The organism is Paenibacillus tyrphae, assembly GCF_027925525.1.
Lineage (GTDB): Bacteria > Bacillota > Bacilli > Paenibacillales > NBRC-103111 > Paenibacillus_G > Paenibacillus_G tyrfis_B.
Genome location: NZ_BSDJ01000003.1, coordinates 1 through 17,710 on the forward strand (window position 1 = coordinate 1; position 17,710 = coordinate 17,710).

At 49.1% G+C, this 17,710-nt stretch carries 19 protein-coding genes; 11 read left to right on the top strand and 8 right to left on the bottom strand.

Going from position 1 to position 17,710, the window contains the following annotated elements; translation table 11 throughout:
• Positions 1-326 precede the first annotated feature (326 nt).
• The 3 genes from QMG93_RS03575 to QMG93_RS03590 all read left to right on the top strand — a co-directional run bounded on the left by QMG93_RS03575 (position 327) and on the right by QMG93_RS03590 (position 2,171).
• Positions 327-1,148 carry a tetratricopeptide repeat protein gene (locus tag QMG93_RS03575; protein WP_281933595.1) on the top strand — a complete coding sequence of 274 codons (822 nt, stop codon included), beginning with the start codon at positions 327-329 and terminating at the stop codon, positions 1,146-1,148.
• A gap of 21 nt (positions 1,149-1,169) precedes the next feature.
• Entirely contained in the window at positions 1,170-1,301 is a 132-nt protein-coding gene (locus QMG93_RS03580) for a hypothetical protein (protein ID WP_281933598.1), read from the top strand.
• A 387-nt stretch (positions 1,302-1,688) separates the two neighbouring features.
• Positions 1,689-2,171: a regulator gene (locus tag QMG93_RS03590; RefSeq protein ID WP_281933600.1), complete on the top strand. Its 483-nt coding sequence runs from the start codon at positions 1,689-1,691 to the stop codon at positions 2,169-2,171.
• Between the two features lie 104 nt (positions 2,172-2,275).
• On the opposite strand, the gene QMG93_RS03595 is transcribed toward QMG93_RS03590, so the two are convergent.
• Complete coding sequence (locus QMG93_RS03595; RefSeq protein ID WP_063179602.1) at positions 2,276-2,704, bottom strand: MarR family winged helix-turn-helix transcriptional regulator; 429 nt, start codon at positions 2,702-2,704, stop codon at positions 2,276-2,278.
• Between the two features lie 158 nt (positions 2,705-2,862).
• On the opposite strand from QMG93_RS03595, the gene QMG93_RS03600 reads away from it, so the two are divergent.
• The 3 genes from QMG93_RS03600 (at position 2,863) to QMG93_RS03610 (ending at position 6,254) form a co-directional block, all read left to right on the top strand.
• Positions 2,863-4,173, top strand: a complete 1,311-nt coding sequence (locus QMG93_RS03600; protein ID WP_281933605.1) for an amidohydrolase family protein — start codon at positions 2,863-2,865, stop codon at positions 4,171-4,173.
• A gap of 90 nt (positions 4,174-4,263) precedes the next feature.
• On the top strand, positions 4,264-4,842 hold the full coding sequence (locus tag QMG93_RS03605) for a TetR/AcrR family transcriptional regulator (RefSeq protein ID WP_281933606.1): 579 nt from the start codon (positions 4,264-4,266) through the stop codon (positions 4,840-4,842).
• Positions 4,839-6,254 (top strand): serine hydrolase domain-containing protein, encoded by a 1,416-nt coding sequence (locus tag QMG93_RS03610; RefSeq protein WP_281933607.1) that lies wholly within the window; start codon positions 4,839-4,841, stop codon positions 6,252-6,254. Before QMG93_RS03605 ends, QMG93_RS03610 begins: the two co-directional genes overlap by 4 nt.
• Before the next feature lie 40 nt (positions 6,255-6,294).
• Here the strand turns inward: QMG93_RS03610 and QMG93_RS03615 are convergent, their stop codons facing one another.
• From QMG93_RS03615 to uraA, 3 genes are all read right to left on the bottom strand, one after another.
• Positions 6,295-7,485 (bottom strand): hypothetical protein, encoded by a 1,191-nt coding sequence (locus QMG93_RS03615; protein WP_281933609.1) that lies wholly within the window; start codon positions 7,483-7,485, stop codon positions 6,295-6,297.
• Positions 7,486-7,569: 84 nt separating this feature from the next.
• Entirely contained in the window at positions 7,570-8,040 is a 471-nt protein-coding gene (locus QMG93_RS03620; protein WP_281933611.1) for a hypothetical protein, read from the bottom strand.
• 182 nt (positions 8,041-8,222) lie between these two features.
• On the bottom strand, positions 8,223-9,497 hold the full coding sequence (uraA, locus tag QMG93_RS03625) for a uracil permease (RefSeq protein WP_281933613.1): 1,275 nt from the start codon (positions 9,495-9,497) through the stop codon (positions 8,223-8,225).
• 232 nt (positions 9,498-9,729) lie between these two features.
• On the opposite strand from uraA, the gene QMG93_RS03630 reads away from it, so the two are divergent.
• Both QMG93_RS03630 and QMG93_RS03635 read left to right on the top strand, forming a co-directional pair.
• Positions 9,730-10,296, top strand: a complete 567-nt coding sequence (locus tag QMG93_RS03630) for a TetR/AcrR family transcriptional regulator (RefSeq protein WP_413789262.1) — start codon at positions 9,730-9,732, stop codon at positions 10,294-10,296.
• Between the two features lie 18 nt (positions 10,297-10,314).
• Entirely contained in the window at positions 10,315-11,547 is a 1,233-nt protein-coding gene (locus tag QMG93_RS03635) for a cytochrome P450 family protein (RefSeq protein WP_281933617.1), read from the top strand.
• A gap of 81 nt (positions 11,548-11,628) precedes the next feature.
• Here the strand turns inward: QMG93_RS03635 and QMG93_RS03640 are convergent, their stop codons facing one another.
• The 3 genes from QMG93_RS03640 to QMG93_RS03650 are packed head-to-tail and all read right to left on the bottom strand — an operon-like array spanning position 11,629 to position 12,981.
• Positions 11,629-12,033: an ester cyclase gene (locus QMG93_RS03640; protein WP_413789263.1), complete on the bottom strand. Its 405-nt coding sequence runs from the start codon at positions 12,031-12,033 to the stop codon at positions 11,629-11,631.
• A 22-nt stretch (positions 12,034-12,055) separates the two neighbouring features.
• Complete coding sequence (locus QMG93_RS03645; RefSeq protein WP_281933619.1) at positions 12,056-12,403, bottom strand: ester cyclase; 348 nt, start codon at positions 12,401-12,403, stop codon at positions 12,056-12,058.
• Positions 12,404-12,429: 26 nt separating this feature from the next.
• Complete coding sequence (locus QMG93_RS03650) at positions 12,430-12,981, bottom strand: NADPH-dependent FMN reductase (RefSeq protein ID WP_281933621.1); 552 nt, start codon at positions 12,979-12,981, stop codon at positions 12,430-12,432.
• Positions 12,982-13,142: 161 nt separating this feature from the next.
• Between QMG93_RS03650 and QMG93_RS03655 the strand changes: the two genes are divergently transcribed.
• A complete protein-coding gene (locus tag QMG93_RS03655) occupies positions 13,143-13,910 on the top strand; it encodes an ArsR/SmtB family transcription factor (RefSeq protein WP_281933623.1) in 768 nt (255 codons plus the stop codon).
• Positions 13,911-13,999: 89 nt separating this feature from the next.
• On the opposite strand, the gene glpT is transcribed toward QMG93_RS03655, so the two are convergent.
• The gene (gene glpT / locus QMG93_RS03660) at positions 14,000-15,367 is read right to left on the bottom strand and encodes a glycerol-3-phosphate transporter (RefSeq protein ID WP_281933625.1); all 1,368 of its coding nucleotides are present in this window, start codon (positions 15,365-15,367) and stop codon (positions 14,000-14,002) included.
• 339 nt (positions 15,368-15,706) lie between these two features.
• Between glpT and QMG93_RS03665 the strand changes: the two genes are divergently transcribed.
• Complete coding sequence (locus QMG93_RS03665) at positions 15,707-16,048, top strand: zinc ribbon domain-containing protein YjdM (RefSeq protein WP_281934191.1); 342 nt, start codon at positions 15,707-15,709, stop codon at positions 16,046-16,048.
• A 173-nt stretch (positions 16,049-16,221) separates the two neighbouring features.
• Entirely contained in the window at positions 16,222-17,676 is a 1,455-nt protein-coding gene (locus QMG93_RS03670) for a sensor histidine kinase (protein ID WP_281933626.1), read from the top strand.
• The last annotated feature ends 34 nt before the right edge of the window (positions 17,677-17,710 follow it).

The following is a 17,710-nucleotide window of genomic DNA, read 5'->3' on the forward strand; positions in this document are numbered from 1 at the left end:
AAGCGCGGCGAACCTCAACCGGGTCTGTACCTCTACGGGCAATATGGACAAGCATATTGCCTTCTTCAATCGTTAACTCGCGAACAAACAACGTCATAATAACCCCTCCGAATCGTAGTTGATAAGGTTATTTACCCGTTTTTCCAACTACGATTTCAGATGGGGCACTAGCTCCCAAAGTCGCGTTATGTTTACTTGAAAACCCTAGCAACGAAACGGAAGACTCTTTGCAACGACTTTATTACTTTACACAAGCGGGTAATGATTCTAGCTTAAGATTAGAACTGTATAACGTCATTGTGAAATATTCGAGAAAGCATGGCGTTATGAACTATATTGCGAAAGGGTTATTACAGAAGTATTTGATCGAAAGAGCAGATTTCAAACGTATTGACCAATCCTTCCAACAAGGACTAGAAATAGCGCATTATACTGACTTCTTAACTAACGAAGAAAACGTAATCTATCACTTTAGGATGGCTTTACATGCTTATGCTACAAAAAAATATAGGGAATGCATTGAATTTGCTGAAAATGGACTAGTGCTAGAAAGAATGCAATCGGAATTAAAGGCGAGAGTACATTTATCTCTGATCCATTCTTATTCGGCTTTGAAAAACTACGATAAAGTTGAAGAGTTATTAGACATTTTTGAAAAATACGAGTACGATTTTGTTTACGAGGCGGCTAATATTACACGGGCAATAACCAAAGCAAGAAAAGGGGAATATGATATTGCAATCCCTCAACTCGAATATCACCTTGAAAAATGTAGTCAGCAGAATCGGTTACATATCGTTGACGAGCTTTTGGAGATTTATTTAAAGATAGATAATTTAGATGCGTGTTCGAAACTTTTAGAAAGAGAGAATGAAATAATGAGTACGTGTCCTGATAGCCCTAATGCTTGCAGAGCGAAAGGGAAGTATTATCGACACAAAGGACATTATCAGTTAACTATTGGTCTAATTGATGAGGGAGTGAAGAGTTTCGCCCGTAGTCTGCAATATTTGAATAAGATTAATGCTTTTGAAGAAAAGGATGCTTGCATGTGTGAGTTTTTTTATTGTTTAACCAAAAATTCAATAATACTTAATAAGGAGTTTATGGATATAATTTATATTATGGCATATAATGTAAATGAATAAGCGTCAAGGAGGGAAAAGTTTATGAAGAAAGCAATTCTTTTTTCCATTGTTCTATTTTTATCTTTGAGTGGTAGTTTTTACAATACCCCAACTTACCCCATAGAAAAGCAAACTCAAATTATGATGTATAGTGATATAGATCCGGGATATTAATTTCTTTATGTTGTATTTGCTGAGTCGATAAATAGATAGAACAAATGAACAGGCATATTTGCCTGTTTTTTTATTTTTAAAAGCAAAATGTTTCTCATTTCTTGGATTAAATGGAAAATAAGAAAGATGATTTAGACTTATATTATGAAAAATATTTTTAGGAGGAGGAGCGGTGAATAGTCTAGTAGCAGATTGCAGCGACGAAATATTACATCACGCAATGAAAGCCATCCTACAGGAAATGGACAGGGCTGTGCAACAAGGCGAAAGCTTAACGAGTGAATCGATGGTTCGATTGAGTCAACAATTAGATACATACGTGTTAATTGCTCAAATTCGAAAAATGCGGTGCGCAAGCTAGAAATCGTTATGGTATGAGGTGTGTTTATGCAAGAGGATCGAAGAACTGGAATTGTTAGAGTGGTGGACAATTTAGGTAGAATCGTAATTCCTATGGAGCTCAGGCGTATGTTGAATCTGAATCCCGACGTGAAGACAGAGTATTTTTGCGATGACAAGAGAAAGGCGATTATGGTTTATAGATATCAATGCAATGAATGTTTGTTTTGCTCAGGTAAGGAACAAACCATTTACTTCAAAAAATTTTATATTTGTATGCCCTGCATTCAAAGCCTTCCGGCGCTTCAAGTGTTCTTAGCGCGGGTAGAACGTGAACGAGTCAACGAGAAAAAAAAGATAAAAAAAATTACCAAAAGAAGAAAAGAACTATTGGATCGACTGCATAAAGCGATGAAGGAAAATCCGGAAGCTTCGCAGAGAAAACTGGCCGAAATCTTAGGAGTTTCACAATCATGGGTTAGTCAATTGATTAGGAACCAACCTATAGATGGGTCGGGTGTCGGGTGCTAAACCCCATATAAAAGGAGTCCTGGATGTCGGTCCGGGGCTCCTATTATTTTCTCGAAAAATATGAGATTTTTTCTCTTATTTGGACAATATTGCATAAACCGCAATTATAAGCGTTCATTAATTTTGATCAGCATTTCCTTTAAGGTTCGCTTCTCCTCTGCGGTAAGGGCTTGAACGATTTCGTCCTCCACGCTTTGGAAGGAGTCATTAAAGGCTTCAATCAATTCAACGGCTTTGGGCAAAACATATATATTTTTTTGCCGTTCATTATTGGCAGGGATCTTACGCTCGATAAATCCTCTTTTCTCAAGGCCCTGAAGCATGCTTGTAATACTGGCTCCTCGCACGTGAAACCGATCGGCAAGGTCCTTTTGAATAATATTTTTATCTTGGTTTTCGTAGATATAGTCGATTATTTTTCCTTGCTGAGCGTTTAAACCCAACTCTTTTATGCTCTCGTCCGCTCTTTTCTTTAACTTAAGGCCGATAATCTGAAACAAATCCAGATAAGGCGTATCCTTACGGGGCTTCATGATCGTACCTCCTCAAATTATTAGAAGGCTAACTGTCGGTAAATAGACTATACAGAAAACTAGCATAAACGTCAATAAAAACTTAGTTTATTGACAGTTAGTATTCTAACAATTATACTCCTAAATAAAACAATGCCGCGCTAAGGAGGAAAAAGAAAATGAAGAATGGTACTCAATACTCTCCGTTAGAAAAAGTGACTGCAATTACGAATGCGCGTATTTTCGATGGAGAAAAAGTGATCGAGGCAAGGAGTGTTGTCATCAAAGGGGGAACCATTATTGCGGTGGGCGGCGACCTTCCGGCGAATGCAACTGTCATCGATGCTGAGAATGCAACATTATTGCCCGGCTTGATTGATGCGCATGTCCACACTTCCATCGGTGGATTACGAGATGCATTACATTTCGGCGTGACGACAGAACTCGAAATGAACGGTGATTTTACGGAAAGAGGGCGCACGATCCAATTGAAAAATGTGGACGACGTCGCCGATGTCCGTTCTGCAGGCACGGCAATCACCGCTCCGGGTGGTCATCCGGATGAATTGCTGCCAGATGGGGATGAGATTCCGGAATTCGTGTTAAAGGAATTGGAGAAGTTATCGAAGGAAGACCGGGAAGCTATGCTAGCCGCTTACGCCCACGATCACGAAGAAGTGCCGCAAGTAACGACGGTGGAAGAAGCGATCAAACATGTGCATACCCAGGTGGAGAATGGTGCCGACTATATAAAAATCATGATTGAAGAAGGAACAGTCATGGGTGCCCCTGGTCTGCCTGTTTTAAGCGACGAGATTCTAAAAGCAGCCGTGGAAGAAGCCCATAAGTTCGATAAAGTCGTTATCGCCCACGTCTTGACCGCTCATTCTTCGCAAACCGCCATCGATCTTGGAGTGGACGGATTGGGCCACCTGTTTATCGACAGGCCCGATTACACGTCGGAGTTAGTGCAATCCATCGTCGATTCTGGCGCGTTTGTTACACCGTGCTTGGTGTTGAACGCATCCATTCTTGGGAACCCAGCATCGGAATTGGCGAATGACCCGCGTGTTTATTCCAAACTAAGTCCGGAATGGATCGATATTTTGAACTCTAGCTTCAATACTTTCCCGCAAGGGAAAATGGAAAATAGCTTTAAAAATGTGATGGATCTTCATAGGGCCGGAGTGGATATTCTGGTCGGGACGGATGTCGCCCCCGTTCCCGTTCCGAACCTTGGCGGCCTTGCTCATGGAGCCAGCGTACATCATGAATTGCAATTGCTGGTTACGGCCGGGTTCACTCCAATAGAAGCGCTTCAGTCGGCTACCTCGAAACCGGCCCGTCGGTTCGGTCTTCATGATCGTGGCCGTATTGCCGAAGGTGCGCGCGCTGACCTAGTACTGGTCAATGGCGATCCGACAACCAATATCTCGGATACCCTATCCATTAAGGCCGTATGGTTCAAAGGTGTGCAAAAACTAAGTTAATCATTTTTACTAAACGTCCAACGATTGACATTCCGCCGCACCGTCCTTATAATTTGGTTGGTTGACCAACTAATAAAAAGGCGGGATTGGATGAGCACACAGGAGAAAAGACAACGATTAATCGACGCGGCTTATAAAGTATTTGTCAAAAAAGGGTACCTCAACGCATCGATCAAAGATATTGCAAGCGAGGCCGGGATGACGTCGGGGCTGGTTCATTATTATTTTAAAAATAAAGAGGAGTTGCTGCTTTCCGTACAGGAAGAGATCCAGCAGCGCTACCACAAGCAATATAACGGGCAGCCGGATGATGCCGCAACCCCCGAAGCTGTGCTGCTCGAAATCAAATCCAGAGCGGAAGACCATCCCGACTGGTACCGCTGGCGGTATGAGCTGTATTCGCTGGGGATGAAAAGCGAGAGCGGCCATCTGGAACGGGAAGTCGCGTCGATTCTCAAGAGCGGGAGGGAGAGCCTTTCCGCGCCGCTGCAGCACTTGATGGGCGATTCCGCTAACGCCTCCGCCCTTGCAAGTATCCTATTGGCCTGCTTCGACGGACTGGCGCTCCAGAAAATCGTCGACGACGAGTTTGACCTTGACCGGTCGTATCGATTGTTGATCGAGCTTCTTGGGCTTTATGTAAGCAAGTCTGAAGAGGAGAGCAGATGAAAAGGATAGTCATCAGTCTCCTCCTCTTTCTGTTCGCGGCACCTTCTCTTTCTCTAGCCGCCGAAGAGCGCGATCGTGATACGGCCCGACAAATCGACGCATTGATGAACGAAGCGCTGGCGAAATATCATATTCCCGGGACTTCGCTGGCGGTCGTGCATCGCGGGCAGACCGTCTATCAAGAAAGCTGGGGGACCATGAGCGACGGATCGGGTGTCACGGCAGACACGACTTTTCTGATCGGCTCGGTCAGCAAGCCGCTGACGGCTCTTGCCATGATGATGTTGGCGGAGGAAGGCAAGCTCAAGCTGGATGAACCGATCGAGACGTACCTCCCTTGGTTCACGTATCAAACAGATAGCGGCAAATCGATAACGGTGCGCCATCTATTGGAGCAAACGAGCGGGATCGGCGCTTATGACGGCATGAAGGTGACGGACCGGGAAGACCGCGATCGGGAAAAGGGGATTGCGCAAGCGGCTGCTGAGCTGAGCGGGGTCAAGTTGAGCCGTACTCCGGGCGAGGCCTATGAGTATAATTCGGCGAACTATTTGCTTTTGGGAGCTATTGTTGAGGCGGTATCGGGCCAGTCATTCTCTGCATTTATGGATACCCGAATCTTTTCGCCGCTTGGCATGAACCATACTTCTGCCGATTATGAAAGCGCGGTTAGCAAAGGATTCGTGCCGGGCTATCGTTCATGGTTCGGCAAACTGGTGAAAGGCGACGGGCTGTATGACCCATCGGGAGCGCCTTACGGGTATATGTCGTCAAGCGCAGCCGATCTGGGTAAATTCATCAAGTTCATGCTATACGGCGGGGAATTAGTAACGGAACAAGGTCTGAAGCAATTGCGCACGCCGCCGGAATCGAACAGACGCTATGGTCTGGGCTGGCACTTCCCGAGATCGGGGGAGAAGTATCCTTATCATACAGGGGCAACGCCGGAATACCGCTCGGAGCTGTTTATTATGCCTGAGCAAGATCTGGGCGCTGTTCTTTTGCTGAATAAATACCACGAGTTAGAGGCTGTCTCGTATTTAAGCATCATGGAGGGAATCCGGTCCATCATGAAGGGTGAGAAGCCACAATTGGCGGAAATGAACGCCAGCACGCAGTGGGTGACGCTCGGGGTTGTCATATTGCTCGTTATGGTATGCGTACTGATTTTAATCCGTCTACAGCGAAAAAGCGCAATAAATAAACCATTGTGGGTGTCTGTGGGGGGTCTCTCTCTGATCCTTGCCGCCGCGCTTATTCCATTGTTCACCTATAGTATGGGCATCTCGTGGAGAACGGTGGGCCTTTTCCTTCCGGACATCGCATTTCTCATGCAATGTCTCATTGCGGTATTGGCCGTCCATGGTCTGTTAGCCATTATCTTCGTTGCAGCGAAACGAAACGTAAGTTAAGAGCATGAAAACACCTGGTGCGGGCCCGCATGCTAGGTGTTTATTCCCTGTTCTCTTGATGTTCGGTAATCGTACTTAACTTAGTAAATTCATCATCAATAAAATTCGTTAATTCAATGAATTGAATCTGTTCATCGATTTGCGCTAATACTGTTGAAGCTTCCCCCAACTGTTGGACAAGGTTATGATATACGTTAATTTGAAGCTTGCTCTCTGTGAGTTCAATATTGTCCAATTGTTTTTCCAAAGACAAGGGAATCCCTGCTGCAGAACCTATGCTTTGACTTAAAATTGGCTGATTCGGCTGTTCATTAGCAATAAACGGAATATTGCTGGGAACCTGACGATAAGAAAAAGGCTGCGTAACAGGTTGCACGTTGGTTTTAGCTTTAGCATCGATCTTAGGCGTAACAGGTTGCACGTTGGTTTTAACTTTAGCATCGATCTTAGGCGTAACAGGTTGCACGTTGGTTTTAACTTTGGCATCGGCCTTAGGCGTAACAGGTTGCACGTTGGTTTTAGCTTTAGCATCGACCTTAGGCGTAACAGGCTGCACGTTGGTTTTAGCTTTGGCGTCGACCTTCGGCGCAGCAGGCTGCACGATGCTATTAGCTTTAGCATCGACCTTAGGCGTAACAGGTTGCAGGTTGGTTTTAGCTTTGGCATCGACCTTAGGCGTAGCAGTCTGCACGTTGGTTTTAGCTTTAGCATCGACTTTGGGCGTAGCAGTCTGCACGATGCTATTAGCTTTAGCCTCGGCCTTAGGTGTAACAGGTTGCACGTTGGTTTTAGCTTTAGCATCAATCTTAGGCGTAACAGGTTGTACGTTGGTTTTAGCTTTAGCATCGACCTTAGGCGTAACAGGTTGCACGTTGCTTTTAGCTTTGGCGTCGATCTTAGGCGTTACGGGTTGCACGGTGGTTTTAGCTTTAGCATCGACTTTAGGCGTTACAGCCTGCACGCTGCTTTTTTCCTTATCTTCCCGTATATCAGGCACAACTTGAAGGTGGCTTCTTTTTTTATCCGGCTCATTTTTACTACGAGCAATGCTTTTTGCTTCGAATGGGTGAAGCTCCTGAGCCGCTTCTATATTCGCCGCTTCCTTCAAGTGATGAGGATGTTCCCTATGCGTATGTTCCTCGTGATCGGCTAATTGCTTGGCGAAGCCTCTCAAGAAAATAATGCCTATGACAACAGCAATCATGATAAAGATAAAAGCTGTAATTAACATCCCTTCATTTCCCCTTCGTATTCGACGTTCTCTAAAAAAGAGGGTTACGCCGCAACGCAACCCGCATAAGTGCAGAAGGAATGATTAGTGAGTTTGGTTCATACTGAAGCTGCTTTGGTTGAAGCTTTGTTGATTCATTTGATTCTGTTGATTTTGTTGATTTTGCTGATTCATTTGATTCGCTTGCTGCTGAGATTGTTGGATCAGCTGCTGCATTTGGCTCAGCATTTGGAACGATTGAACGGTTTGGTTCGCTTGGTTCAACGTTTGGTTGGCTTGCTGAATGGATTGTTGAAGCTGTTGAATGGCTTGCTTTTGCTGGCTTTGCACTTGTTGGTTGAATTGGTTCATTTGGTTGACAAGCTGACCAATCTGCTGCTGATTTTGATTGGAGCTCGTCGAAGCGGAGCTTTGGGAAGAAGGGTTTTGAACTTGGGTTAAAATCTTTTGGATCTGGTTAAGCTGGTTTTCCAGCGGAGTCAACTCACTAGCCACTTCAGCCTTCACCTTATCCGCGATTTGTTCTTGAGTTACGGCTTCTTTTTTGGTAGTCATTCGAAATCAGGCCTCCTTAGGAATAAGTGTTGTTCAAAGAACACAACCGTATTGTGCCTTTGTCCGGAACTCTCTATCCTCCCGGGAGGCTTTGTTTATAATGGGAAACGTCGCACCGCAAATCAAAAGGGCCTGTCCGAAGGTCTAAGCAGACCTTTCGGGCAGCGCCCTTTGCGCGTTTCTTAATCTGTATCGTTCGACCACTTCAGCACATCGAACAATTTGAACACCAGGCTGAGCAGAATCGCCACGACCGTAGCAAGAGCCATGCCCTTCAGCTCAAGATGCCCCCACTTGAACGCAGCCCCGCTTAGACCGACGACCAGTACGACCGTAGTCAGGATCAAATTCGCAGGCTTGGAATAGTCCACCTTCGTCTCGACCAGCATGCGGATGCCGGATGCGGCAATGACGCCGAACAGCAGCAGCGAAACGCCACCCATCACCGCGACGGGAATGGTTTGGATCAGCGCCGACAGCTTGCCGACGAAGGAAAGGACGATAGCCATGACCGCAGCCAGTCCGACGATCCAAACGGAATAGACGCGACTGATCGCCATGACGCCGATATTTTCCCCATACGTCGTATTGGGGGTGGAGCCTACCGCCGCGGAGATCACGGTGGAGACGCCGTTGCCAAGCAATGATCGGCTGAGTCCCGGGTCCTTGGACAGATCTTTGCCGACAATGTTGCCGGTCACAATCAGGTGGCCGATGTGCTCGGCGATGACCACCAGCGCGGCAGGGGCAATAATGGCGATGCTCGTCCAATCCCATGCCGGTGTATAGAAGGTAGGCAGCGTCAGCCAGTTGGCTGCGGTGATCGCCTCTTGTACATGTACAAGCCCGAGCACACTGGACAGCACATAGCCGACGACGATGGCGATCAGGATCGGAATGATTTTAAAAATTCCGCGGAACAGCACCGATCCGAGCACGCCGACCAGCATCGTGACCACGGAGACCGTAACGGTCGTGGTATCCGGGGACCAACCGGCGGGCGCTCCGTCCGGAGCGATGAAGCCGGCCATCTTGGAGGCCGTCGGAACGAGCTCGAGCCCGATCACCGCGACGATCGCCCCCATGGAAGCCGGAGGGAATACGACATCGATCCAGGCCGTTCCCACATAACGGATCAGCAGGGCGACGACGGTGAAGATGACACCGACCACCAGAAAGCCGCCGATCGCGGCGTTATAACCTTTTTCTCCCAGGACGACGAAAACGGGCGATAGAAAGGCGAAGCTGGAGCCGAGATAAGCGGGAATTTTCCCCTTGGTAATGAAGAGGTACAGCAAGGTTCCGATACCGTTCATCAACAGGATCGTGGCTGGGTCGACCTTGAACAGAATGGGCACAAGAACCGTCGATCCGAACATGGCAAATAGATGCTGCAGCCCAAGCGGCAAGCTTTTCCAGAAGGGCGGTCTCTCATGAACTTGGATGATACGTGACATTGAAGTTCCCCTTTTGATCGTTTGAATTATTGTTATCTACCGTATTATAGTGCATGCAAAGAGGCATGAAAAGACGAATTTGCACGATCGCGACTTTGTTGAGAGACAGACATGTTGACCAAATGGTCAGCATATAATACAATGTTACTAACCAATTGGTCAGCAACGTTGAAGGGAAGTGAAGCATCTGCCTTTACAGCTGTACGAACGGGAAAAAATCCTCGAGGCCTGTTTGTCTGTTTTTGCGCGCTATGGGTTCAAAAACACTTCGACGGAGATGCTGGCGGAAGCCGCCGGTATTTCCAAGGCTTTGATCTTTCATCATTTCACCAGCAAAAAGAAGCTGTATCTCGGCTTACTGGAGCATTGCTTCGAGAAGGTCAGGACGGCGATGCGATTTGACGCCGTTTCGGAGTATGACGATTTTTTTGAAGCGATAGACAGATTTAGCCGCATCAAGCTCGACTACTTCCGCAAGCATCCCGATGAATTGAAATTGGTGTATGAGGCTTTTTATTCACCGCCGAATGAATTAAAACAGGATATTGAGGGAAAGTATGGTCAAGCGATTGCGGAGAGGAATCAAGCGTTAGAGAAGTTATTTAAAGCGGTTCCCCTTCGGGAAGGGGTGGACCGGAAGCAGGCGTTCGAGCTGATTACGATGACAACGAAGCATTTCGAAAATAAGTTTTCTTCGGCGTTCTCGGATATCGGTGTGATGGATGACGAGGCGGCCGACCGCCTGTTCGATGAGATGAACCGGTTTTTCAGCATGATCCGGCATGGAATTGCAAAGTAGAGGAAAGGGGTAAGTGATATGGAAAAAATCACTGGCGGCGATTTTGCCTCACCCGAGACGATGCGTGATTTCATTGTGTTCTATAAGCGGCTCACCGGGCAGCAAGAGCCTCTCTACCGCCTTGATGACTTTTTCGGGATGGGAGGAGCATGGCTTGCTTTCCGGCACGAGGATGTCGTTGCGATCCTGAAGGACCCCCGGTTTATCAAAGATATCCGGAAGCTCGCACCGCCGCAGGATCAAGGGGAGCCCGGCCAGAAGTACGCAGCTGTGAGTAGGTTAAGGCAATGGTTCAAGCAGATGCCGAATATGCTGACGGTCGATCCGCCGGACCATACCCGCTTGCGCAGGCTGGCATCCAAAGCCTTCACGCCTCATACGATCGAGGGCCTGCGTCCCCGGATTCAGCAGATTGCCGACGAACTGCTCGATGCCGTGCAGGAGCGGGGAAGGATGGACCTGATTACGGATTTTGCCTATCCGCTTCCCATCACAGTCATTTCCGAGATGCTGGGAATTCCCGCTGCCGATCGGGACCAGTTCCGCGAGTGGACACGTAAGCTCTTGAATGCTTCCCTGGACCCGAAACAAGAGGATACCGTCAGTGAAGTTCTGGATAGGTTTGTTGAATATATCAAAACATTGCTGGCCGAAAAGCGCGCACATCCCGGCAATGACGTAACAAGCGGCCTGGTCCAAGCTCATGATGAAGGAGATCAATTAAGCGAGAACGAGCTTCTATCGACCATTTGGCTGCTCATTGTCGCCGGGCATGAAACGACGGTCAATCTGATCGGTAACGGCATCGTGGCCTTGCTGCAGCATCCCGAACAAATGCGCTTGCTTCGCAGCGATCCTTCCCTGCTCCCCTCCGCGGTTGAGGAACTGCTGCGCTATGCGGGCCCCGTCATGATTGCCAGCCGCTTTGCGAGCGAGGATGTCACCGTGCACGGCAAGGAAATTCGCAAAGGGGAGATGGTTCTGGTCTCGCTGGCGGGTGCTAATGTGGACCCGCATCATTTTTCCAATCCGGAGGCATTGGATATTACGCGGGAAGAGAACGAGCATCTCGCCTTCGGCAAGGGCATCCATCTCTGCTTGGGAGCACCGCTGGCGCGTCTGGAAGGGCAGATCGCTTTCGGCACGCTGCTGCGGCGGCTGCCTCATCTGCGCTTGGCCGTCGCGCCGGAGCAGTTGACGTATAACCGCAGCACATTGCGCTCTCTTACGAACCTGCCGGTGCTGTTCTAGGCAAGAGCAGTTTGTAGGGGAATTACTACGACAATGAACCAGGGGCGCCGCTATAGGCGCCCCTTAACGTGTAGTCCCTATTTAGCTGGCTTGAAGCTGGCGCCACATGGTCACCATGTCGATCCAACCGCGGTGCTCGGCAATTTTGCCGTCGACGACGCGATATTGGCGGTACAGCGTGACATCGATGGAATTGCCCGTAGGGGCGGTTCCAAAGAACGTCCCGGTATGCGTGCCTTTCACGGTCATTCGGACCAGGACCTTCTCCCCTTGGGCGATCATCTCTTCCACGGTGTAGCGCTTATCGGGAAAAGCCTCCAGTATTTTGCCGGCAAATCGCTTCAGCCCTTCTTTGGATTCATAAGCGAGCTCTTGATAATTGTCCGATAAAAACCGGTCCGTACATTCCATGTCGCTTTCATTCCAGAACGCCTCGATAAACGCCGTAACGGTTTCGATATTTTTCTGCTCCATCGTTTGCATCATTCAACATCTCCTTCCTTTCGTTTTAATTGGCTTGAAGCTGGGGCAGCAGCGTTCCGGTATCGAACCACCCGCGATGCTCTACAATCTGGCCGTCGACGACGCGAAATTCACGGAACTGCGTAATTTTCACCGATCGGCCCGTAGGTGCTTTGCCGGCAAACGTGCCTTGATGTGTGCCTGTGATTGCAATTCTGGCCGTGACTTTCTCCCCTTGAGCCAGAATTTCGTCCACCGCATAGTGCCGGTCCGCAAAGGCCTCGCCGAGCTGCTTCGCAAAAAATTGGTCCGTGCGATCCAGCTCGCTTCGATTCTCAACAGTTTCGATAAACGCCGTAACGATTTCGACATTTTTCTGTTCCACCGTTTTCATGGCAAACCAACTCCTTTGTTGTTTGATTATATGGCGGCTTCGACTCCCGCCGTGAGCTTCCGGGTGAGGTCTACGAATTTCCCGACCGCGCTTTCGACCCTTCCCCGCATTCCCTCGTCTGACGGATGACCGTCCGAATCAAAGCTGTGGAACCCGGCTCCGATGGAAATCCACTCGGGACTGTTAACGCCGTGCAAATTGCGTACAATACTCTGGAGATGAAGCAGCGAGCTGACCCCCATCGGACCGCCGGCGGCGCTTACGGAAAGCACCGGCTTCCCGGCAACCAGACCGCCATGCAAGTAGTCCAGGGCGTTCTTCAACACTCCCGATATGGAGCCGTGGTATTCCGGGGTCGCGAGGATGAGCCCCTCGGCGTCCGCGATCACTTCTGCCAACCGCTGGACATTCGGATGGATCGCTTGGGCATCGGGGGAATACAGCGGCAAGGGCAGCTCTCGCAAATCAACAAACGTGACCGATATATTTTGGGCGTTCAACAGACTCTCGATGGACCGAAGAATAGAGGTACTCGTAGCGCCTTCGCGGTTACTGCCGGCAATCAGGGTAATTTTCATATCAAACATCACCTTTCACTCTGATTTGATGGTTGCAAACCGATTGGTTTGTGATAACATGTGACTATATTGTCACCCTTATAATATGTGACCATTAGGTAACGTGTCAAGGGGTAAAAATAAAATCCTGCAGCATGCTGTCCCAGAAGGAGGTGTTCTTATTGGAAAATGAAATCTTTAAGGCATTGGCCGATCCCAGCCGGCGCACGCTCCTGGATCTGCTTCACGCCTCCGACGGGCGGACGCTGAACGATCTCTGCACCCCTCTGCAAATGTCGAGATTCGGCGTCATGAAGCATCTGAACATTTTGGAGGAAGCCGGTCTCATTACGACCCGCAAAGTCGGCCGGGAAAAGCTGCATTATTTGAATGCCGTGCCGATTCGGCAAATCTACGACCGGTGGGTGAGCAAATACGCCGAGCCTTGGGCCATCGAACTAACATCTCTGAAAAACGAACTGGAGCGTGAAACGACTATGGAGAACAAACCCCGGCATGTTAACCGGATTGCTATTAAAGCGACACCCGAACAAATCTGGCAAGCCCTTACCGATCCGGCCAAAACCTCGAAATTTTGGTTCAATTGCTCGATCCGATCCGATTGGGAGGTCGGCTCTCCCTTCGAATTGTGGAACCCGCAAGGGAAGAAGCAAGTCGAAGGCACCATTCTCGACTTGAACCGTCCGCACAGGCTGACGGTGAGCTGGAAGTTTCTTTCGTTTCCCCATACGGCCGGCGATTCCCCGTCGCGCATGACATGGGAAATCGATCCGCATGCCGAGCTGCAGGGGGTAACTCTCGTAACGGTCGTGCACGATGAATTCGAGCAGGCTTTACCTACCGCCGCCATTCTTGAAAATGGTGTGCCGATTGTGCTCTCGGGCATGAAGACATTCCTTGAAACCGGGGCAACCCTCGCCGGGGATTAACAGCAGGCGGGTGGGGTATCCGCTGGAGAAAACAAAAGAAGAAGGAGTAAAAATCGCACGGATTTTTACTCCTTCTTCTTCCAAACAAATTAATGCTGGTTCTTCACGACTTCTTGCCCGCGAACGTTCCAAGTCAGGGCAAAGAGCACGGCTGCAATCGCGCACGAACCGACCAGCAGCGTAAATCCTGCATTCCATCCGGAGGCACTGACGATTACGCCCATCAAAGCGTTCGCCGTTACCGTACCTCCCAGGTAACCGAACAAACCGGTAAGTCCGGCTGCCGTCCCGGCGGCTTTCTTCGGAACGAAATCCAGCGCCTGCAGACCGACCAACATCACCGGACCGTAGATCAGGAAGCCGATCGCGATCAGGCAAAGCATGTCGACCGTCGGATTGCCCGGCGGATTAAACCAGTACACCAGAACCGCGATCAATACCCCGATCATAAATACGACGCCTGCCGGTCCGCGGCGGCCTTTAAACATTTTATCCGAAATCCAGCCGCAGAGCAGCGTTCCCGGGATTCCCGCCCATTCGTACAAGAAGTAAGCCCAGCTGGACTTGTTCATGTTGAAGCCTTTTTCTTCGCTCAGATACGTCGGCGCCCAGTCCAACACGCCATACCGGACAAAGTAAACGAAGATGTTCGCAAACGCAATTGCCCAAACCCACTTATTGTTCAACACATACTTGAAAAGAATTTCTTTGGTCGAAAGCTCGGTTTCGAACGTTTTCTTCGTAGCGCTCGGATAATCGTTACGGTATTCCTCGATCGACGGCAATCCGACCGATTGCGGCGTATCGCGGATTAAAAAGTAAGAGACAATCGCGAAAACAATGGCTGCCAAAGCAGGCAAAATAAAGACGCCTTCATACCCCGATTGGGAGAAACCGGACATTCCTGCGAAAATCGCAACGCCTGCAACGGCAAGCGGCGCCATGACGCCTCCGCCAACGTTGTGGGCCACGTTCCAAATGGCGGTTTTGTTTCCCCGTTCATTCAAGCTGAACCAGTGAACAAGAACCCGGCCGGACGGCGGCCATCCCATCCCTTGGAACCATCCGTTTAAGAAAAGCATAATAAACATGATGGCAACGGACGAGGTGAAGAAAGGAACGACCCCCATCAGCAAACTGACGACCCCGGAAAGGATCAGGCCCGCCGGTAAAAACATTCTGGCATTGCTTCGGTCGGAAATGGTCGCCATCACAAATTTACTGATGCCGTAAGCAATCGAAATGGCCGATAACGCAAAGCCGAGCTCCGCTTTGGAGAAACCTTGCGCGGTTAAGTAGGGCATGGCCAGCGAGAAGTTTTTGCGAAGCAAATAGTACGCTGCGTAACCAATGAAGATACCGAGAAAAACCTGGAGTCTGAGCTTCTTATACTCAGAATCGATTTTGTTGTCTGGTAACCTGTCGATCGGCGGAGCAGGTTTGAAGAGATTAAACATCGTTGTCCTCCTTGATGTAATTGATAACAACGGAAACCATGAAAAAAAACCCATACTTTAATAACACTTTCTTTAACGAAAGTGCCACAAAGTATGAGTCTCAGCGTCTCCATCATCGTTTTTTACTTGTAGGCAATATTTTAGTATTCGATGTAAACGTTGTCAATAAGTTTTTTTTATAAATTGTCCTTGGAGGGGAGAAGCAGTGGAACAGGTTGGAAAAAAATGAGGCCTGAAGTCCACATGGAAAAAATTCAATTTTACTCGGAAGGTTTGCAAATAGGAGAAGACTATGACAGTATAAGTCTATCTAATACGAACGAATGGAGCTATAGAAATATGTCTAATTTGCCAAGTTGCCCGAAATGTAATTCAGCGTACACTTACGAAGACGGAAGCCTTCTGATTTGCCCGGAATGTGCTCATGAATGGAAGTTAGAAGCAGAAGCGGAAAATCGCGAAGACCACAAGATTGTCAAAGACGCGAATGGAAATGTTTTGAATGATGGCGATACGGTAACGGTCATCAAGGACCTGAAAGTTAAAGGAAGCTCATCGGTCTTGAAAATGGGAACAAAAGTAAAAAATATCCGTTTGGTCGACGGAGATCACGATATTGATTGCAAAATCGACGGCTTTGGAGCGATGAAATTAAAATCGGAATTTGTAAAAAAAATCTAGTGCGGTTTATAGGAAACCGGCGGATTTATATTCGGAGGCCCTCTGTTGCGGAGGGCTTTTTTGTCGTAAAAAACAATGATCGTTTTGTCATACACAGACAGATCCACCGGGTAAATGATAAGATGGAAGAAGGGTAAAAGATTACTTTTATGTCAGGAAGGAAAAGAAAAAACTTGAGATTCCTATCCCGTTCTGTCCAGCGCTTTCGTCGATTGCAATGGAAGCTGACCTTATTTTATATTCTCACAACGATGGTTGTTCTGATCGTGCTCGAAATGGCGGGTATTCTGATCATGTTTGGCATAGCCAAATATAATGTCAGACAAACGCTTGCCTACGAAGTGGGAGTGGTGGCGCAGAACGTAGGCTCCAACTTCACGGGGCCCTTCATCAACCGGAATCGGCTGAATGAAGCTCTGAGGGATTGGCGCCTGGAAAACGGCACCGAATTTCAGGGGTTTTCTGCCGTGGTCGATCCCGAAGGGCAACTGATCGCCGTAGCAGGAGAGGATTGGGCCGAGGCGGGCGGATTCGGGGCAGGGCTGCCCGCAATCGTGCAGAGGCACATTCGGACGGCTCTGGCTTTGGAGCCCGGCTCGATTCCCCTCATGAATACGTCTACCTACGAGGAAAAGGGCACCATCTATATTGTGGCTCCGATTGTCAATGCGAAGGAGATCAAGGGGGCCTTGGTGGTGAAAGCCGGACAGGTCCGGACGTCTGCGAACAATTTGTGGGAGTTTATACCGAAAGCCTTTCAATTTTTCGGCTTCAGCATCATTGCCTTTTTTATAGGCGCGGCGATTGTCGGTCTCGCCTTCGGAATCGTGACGTCGAGAAGTCTTGTTCGGCGGTTGCGAAGGATTCTGACGTCGGCCGACCGATGGAGTCAAGGCGATTTCACGACCTTTGTTGACGATCCCTCCGGCGACGAGTTAGGGCGGCTGGCGCAACGGCTTAACCAGATGGCGAAGCAGCTTCAGCATCTGCTCCGGACGCGGCAGGACCTTGCGGCGCTGGACGAGCGCAACCGGCTCGCCAGAGAGCTGCACGATAGTGTGAAGCAGCAGATGTTTGCCGTCTCGATCTGGGTGAATACGGCCAAAACCTTGATCGGCCAGGATGAGCATGCGGCTCGTTCGCATCTGGTCGAGGCGGAAAAATTGATACGCCAAACGCAGCAGGAGCTGCGTGCGCTCATTCATCAGCTTCGTCCGGTTGCTCTGGAGGGCAAGAATCTGGCGCATGCCTTGGAGGATTATGTGAAGGTCTGGCAAGAGCAGACGGGGATTGCCGCAGAGGTGGAGGCGCCCGGCGGCCAACAGGTGTCTCCGCTTATTGAAGAAGCCTTCTTTCGTATCACCCAAGAGGCGCTGGCCAATATTGCCCGCCACAGCCAGGCGAGCGTGATGAAGCTCTCTCTGGCATGCGGCGAGACGGTGACGCTCTCCATCCATGACAATGGCTGCGGATTCGATGTCCGTCTCGCAGACCGGCAGGGCGTCGGTCTGTCCTCCATGCGCGAGCGCGTTCAGGCGTTAGGCGGCCATATCGATATCCGCAGCGAGAAGGGACACGGCACGACAATTGTCGTCCGCTGCAAGCAAACGGAGCTTCAAGCGGTGTAAAAGAACAAGATTACTTTTTTCGAATGGAGCGGGC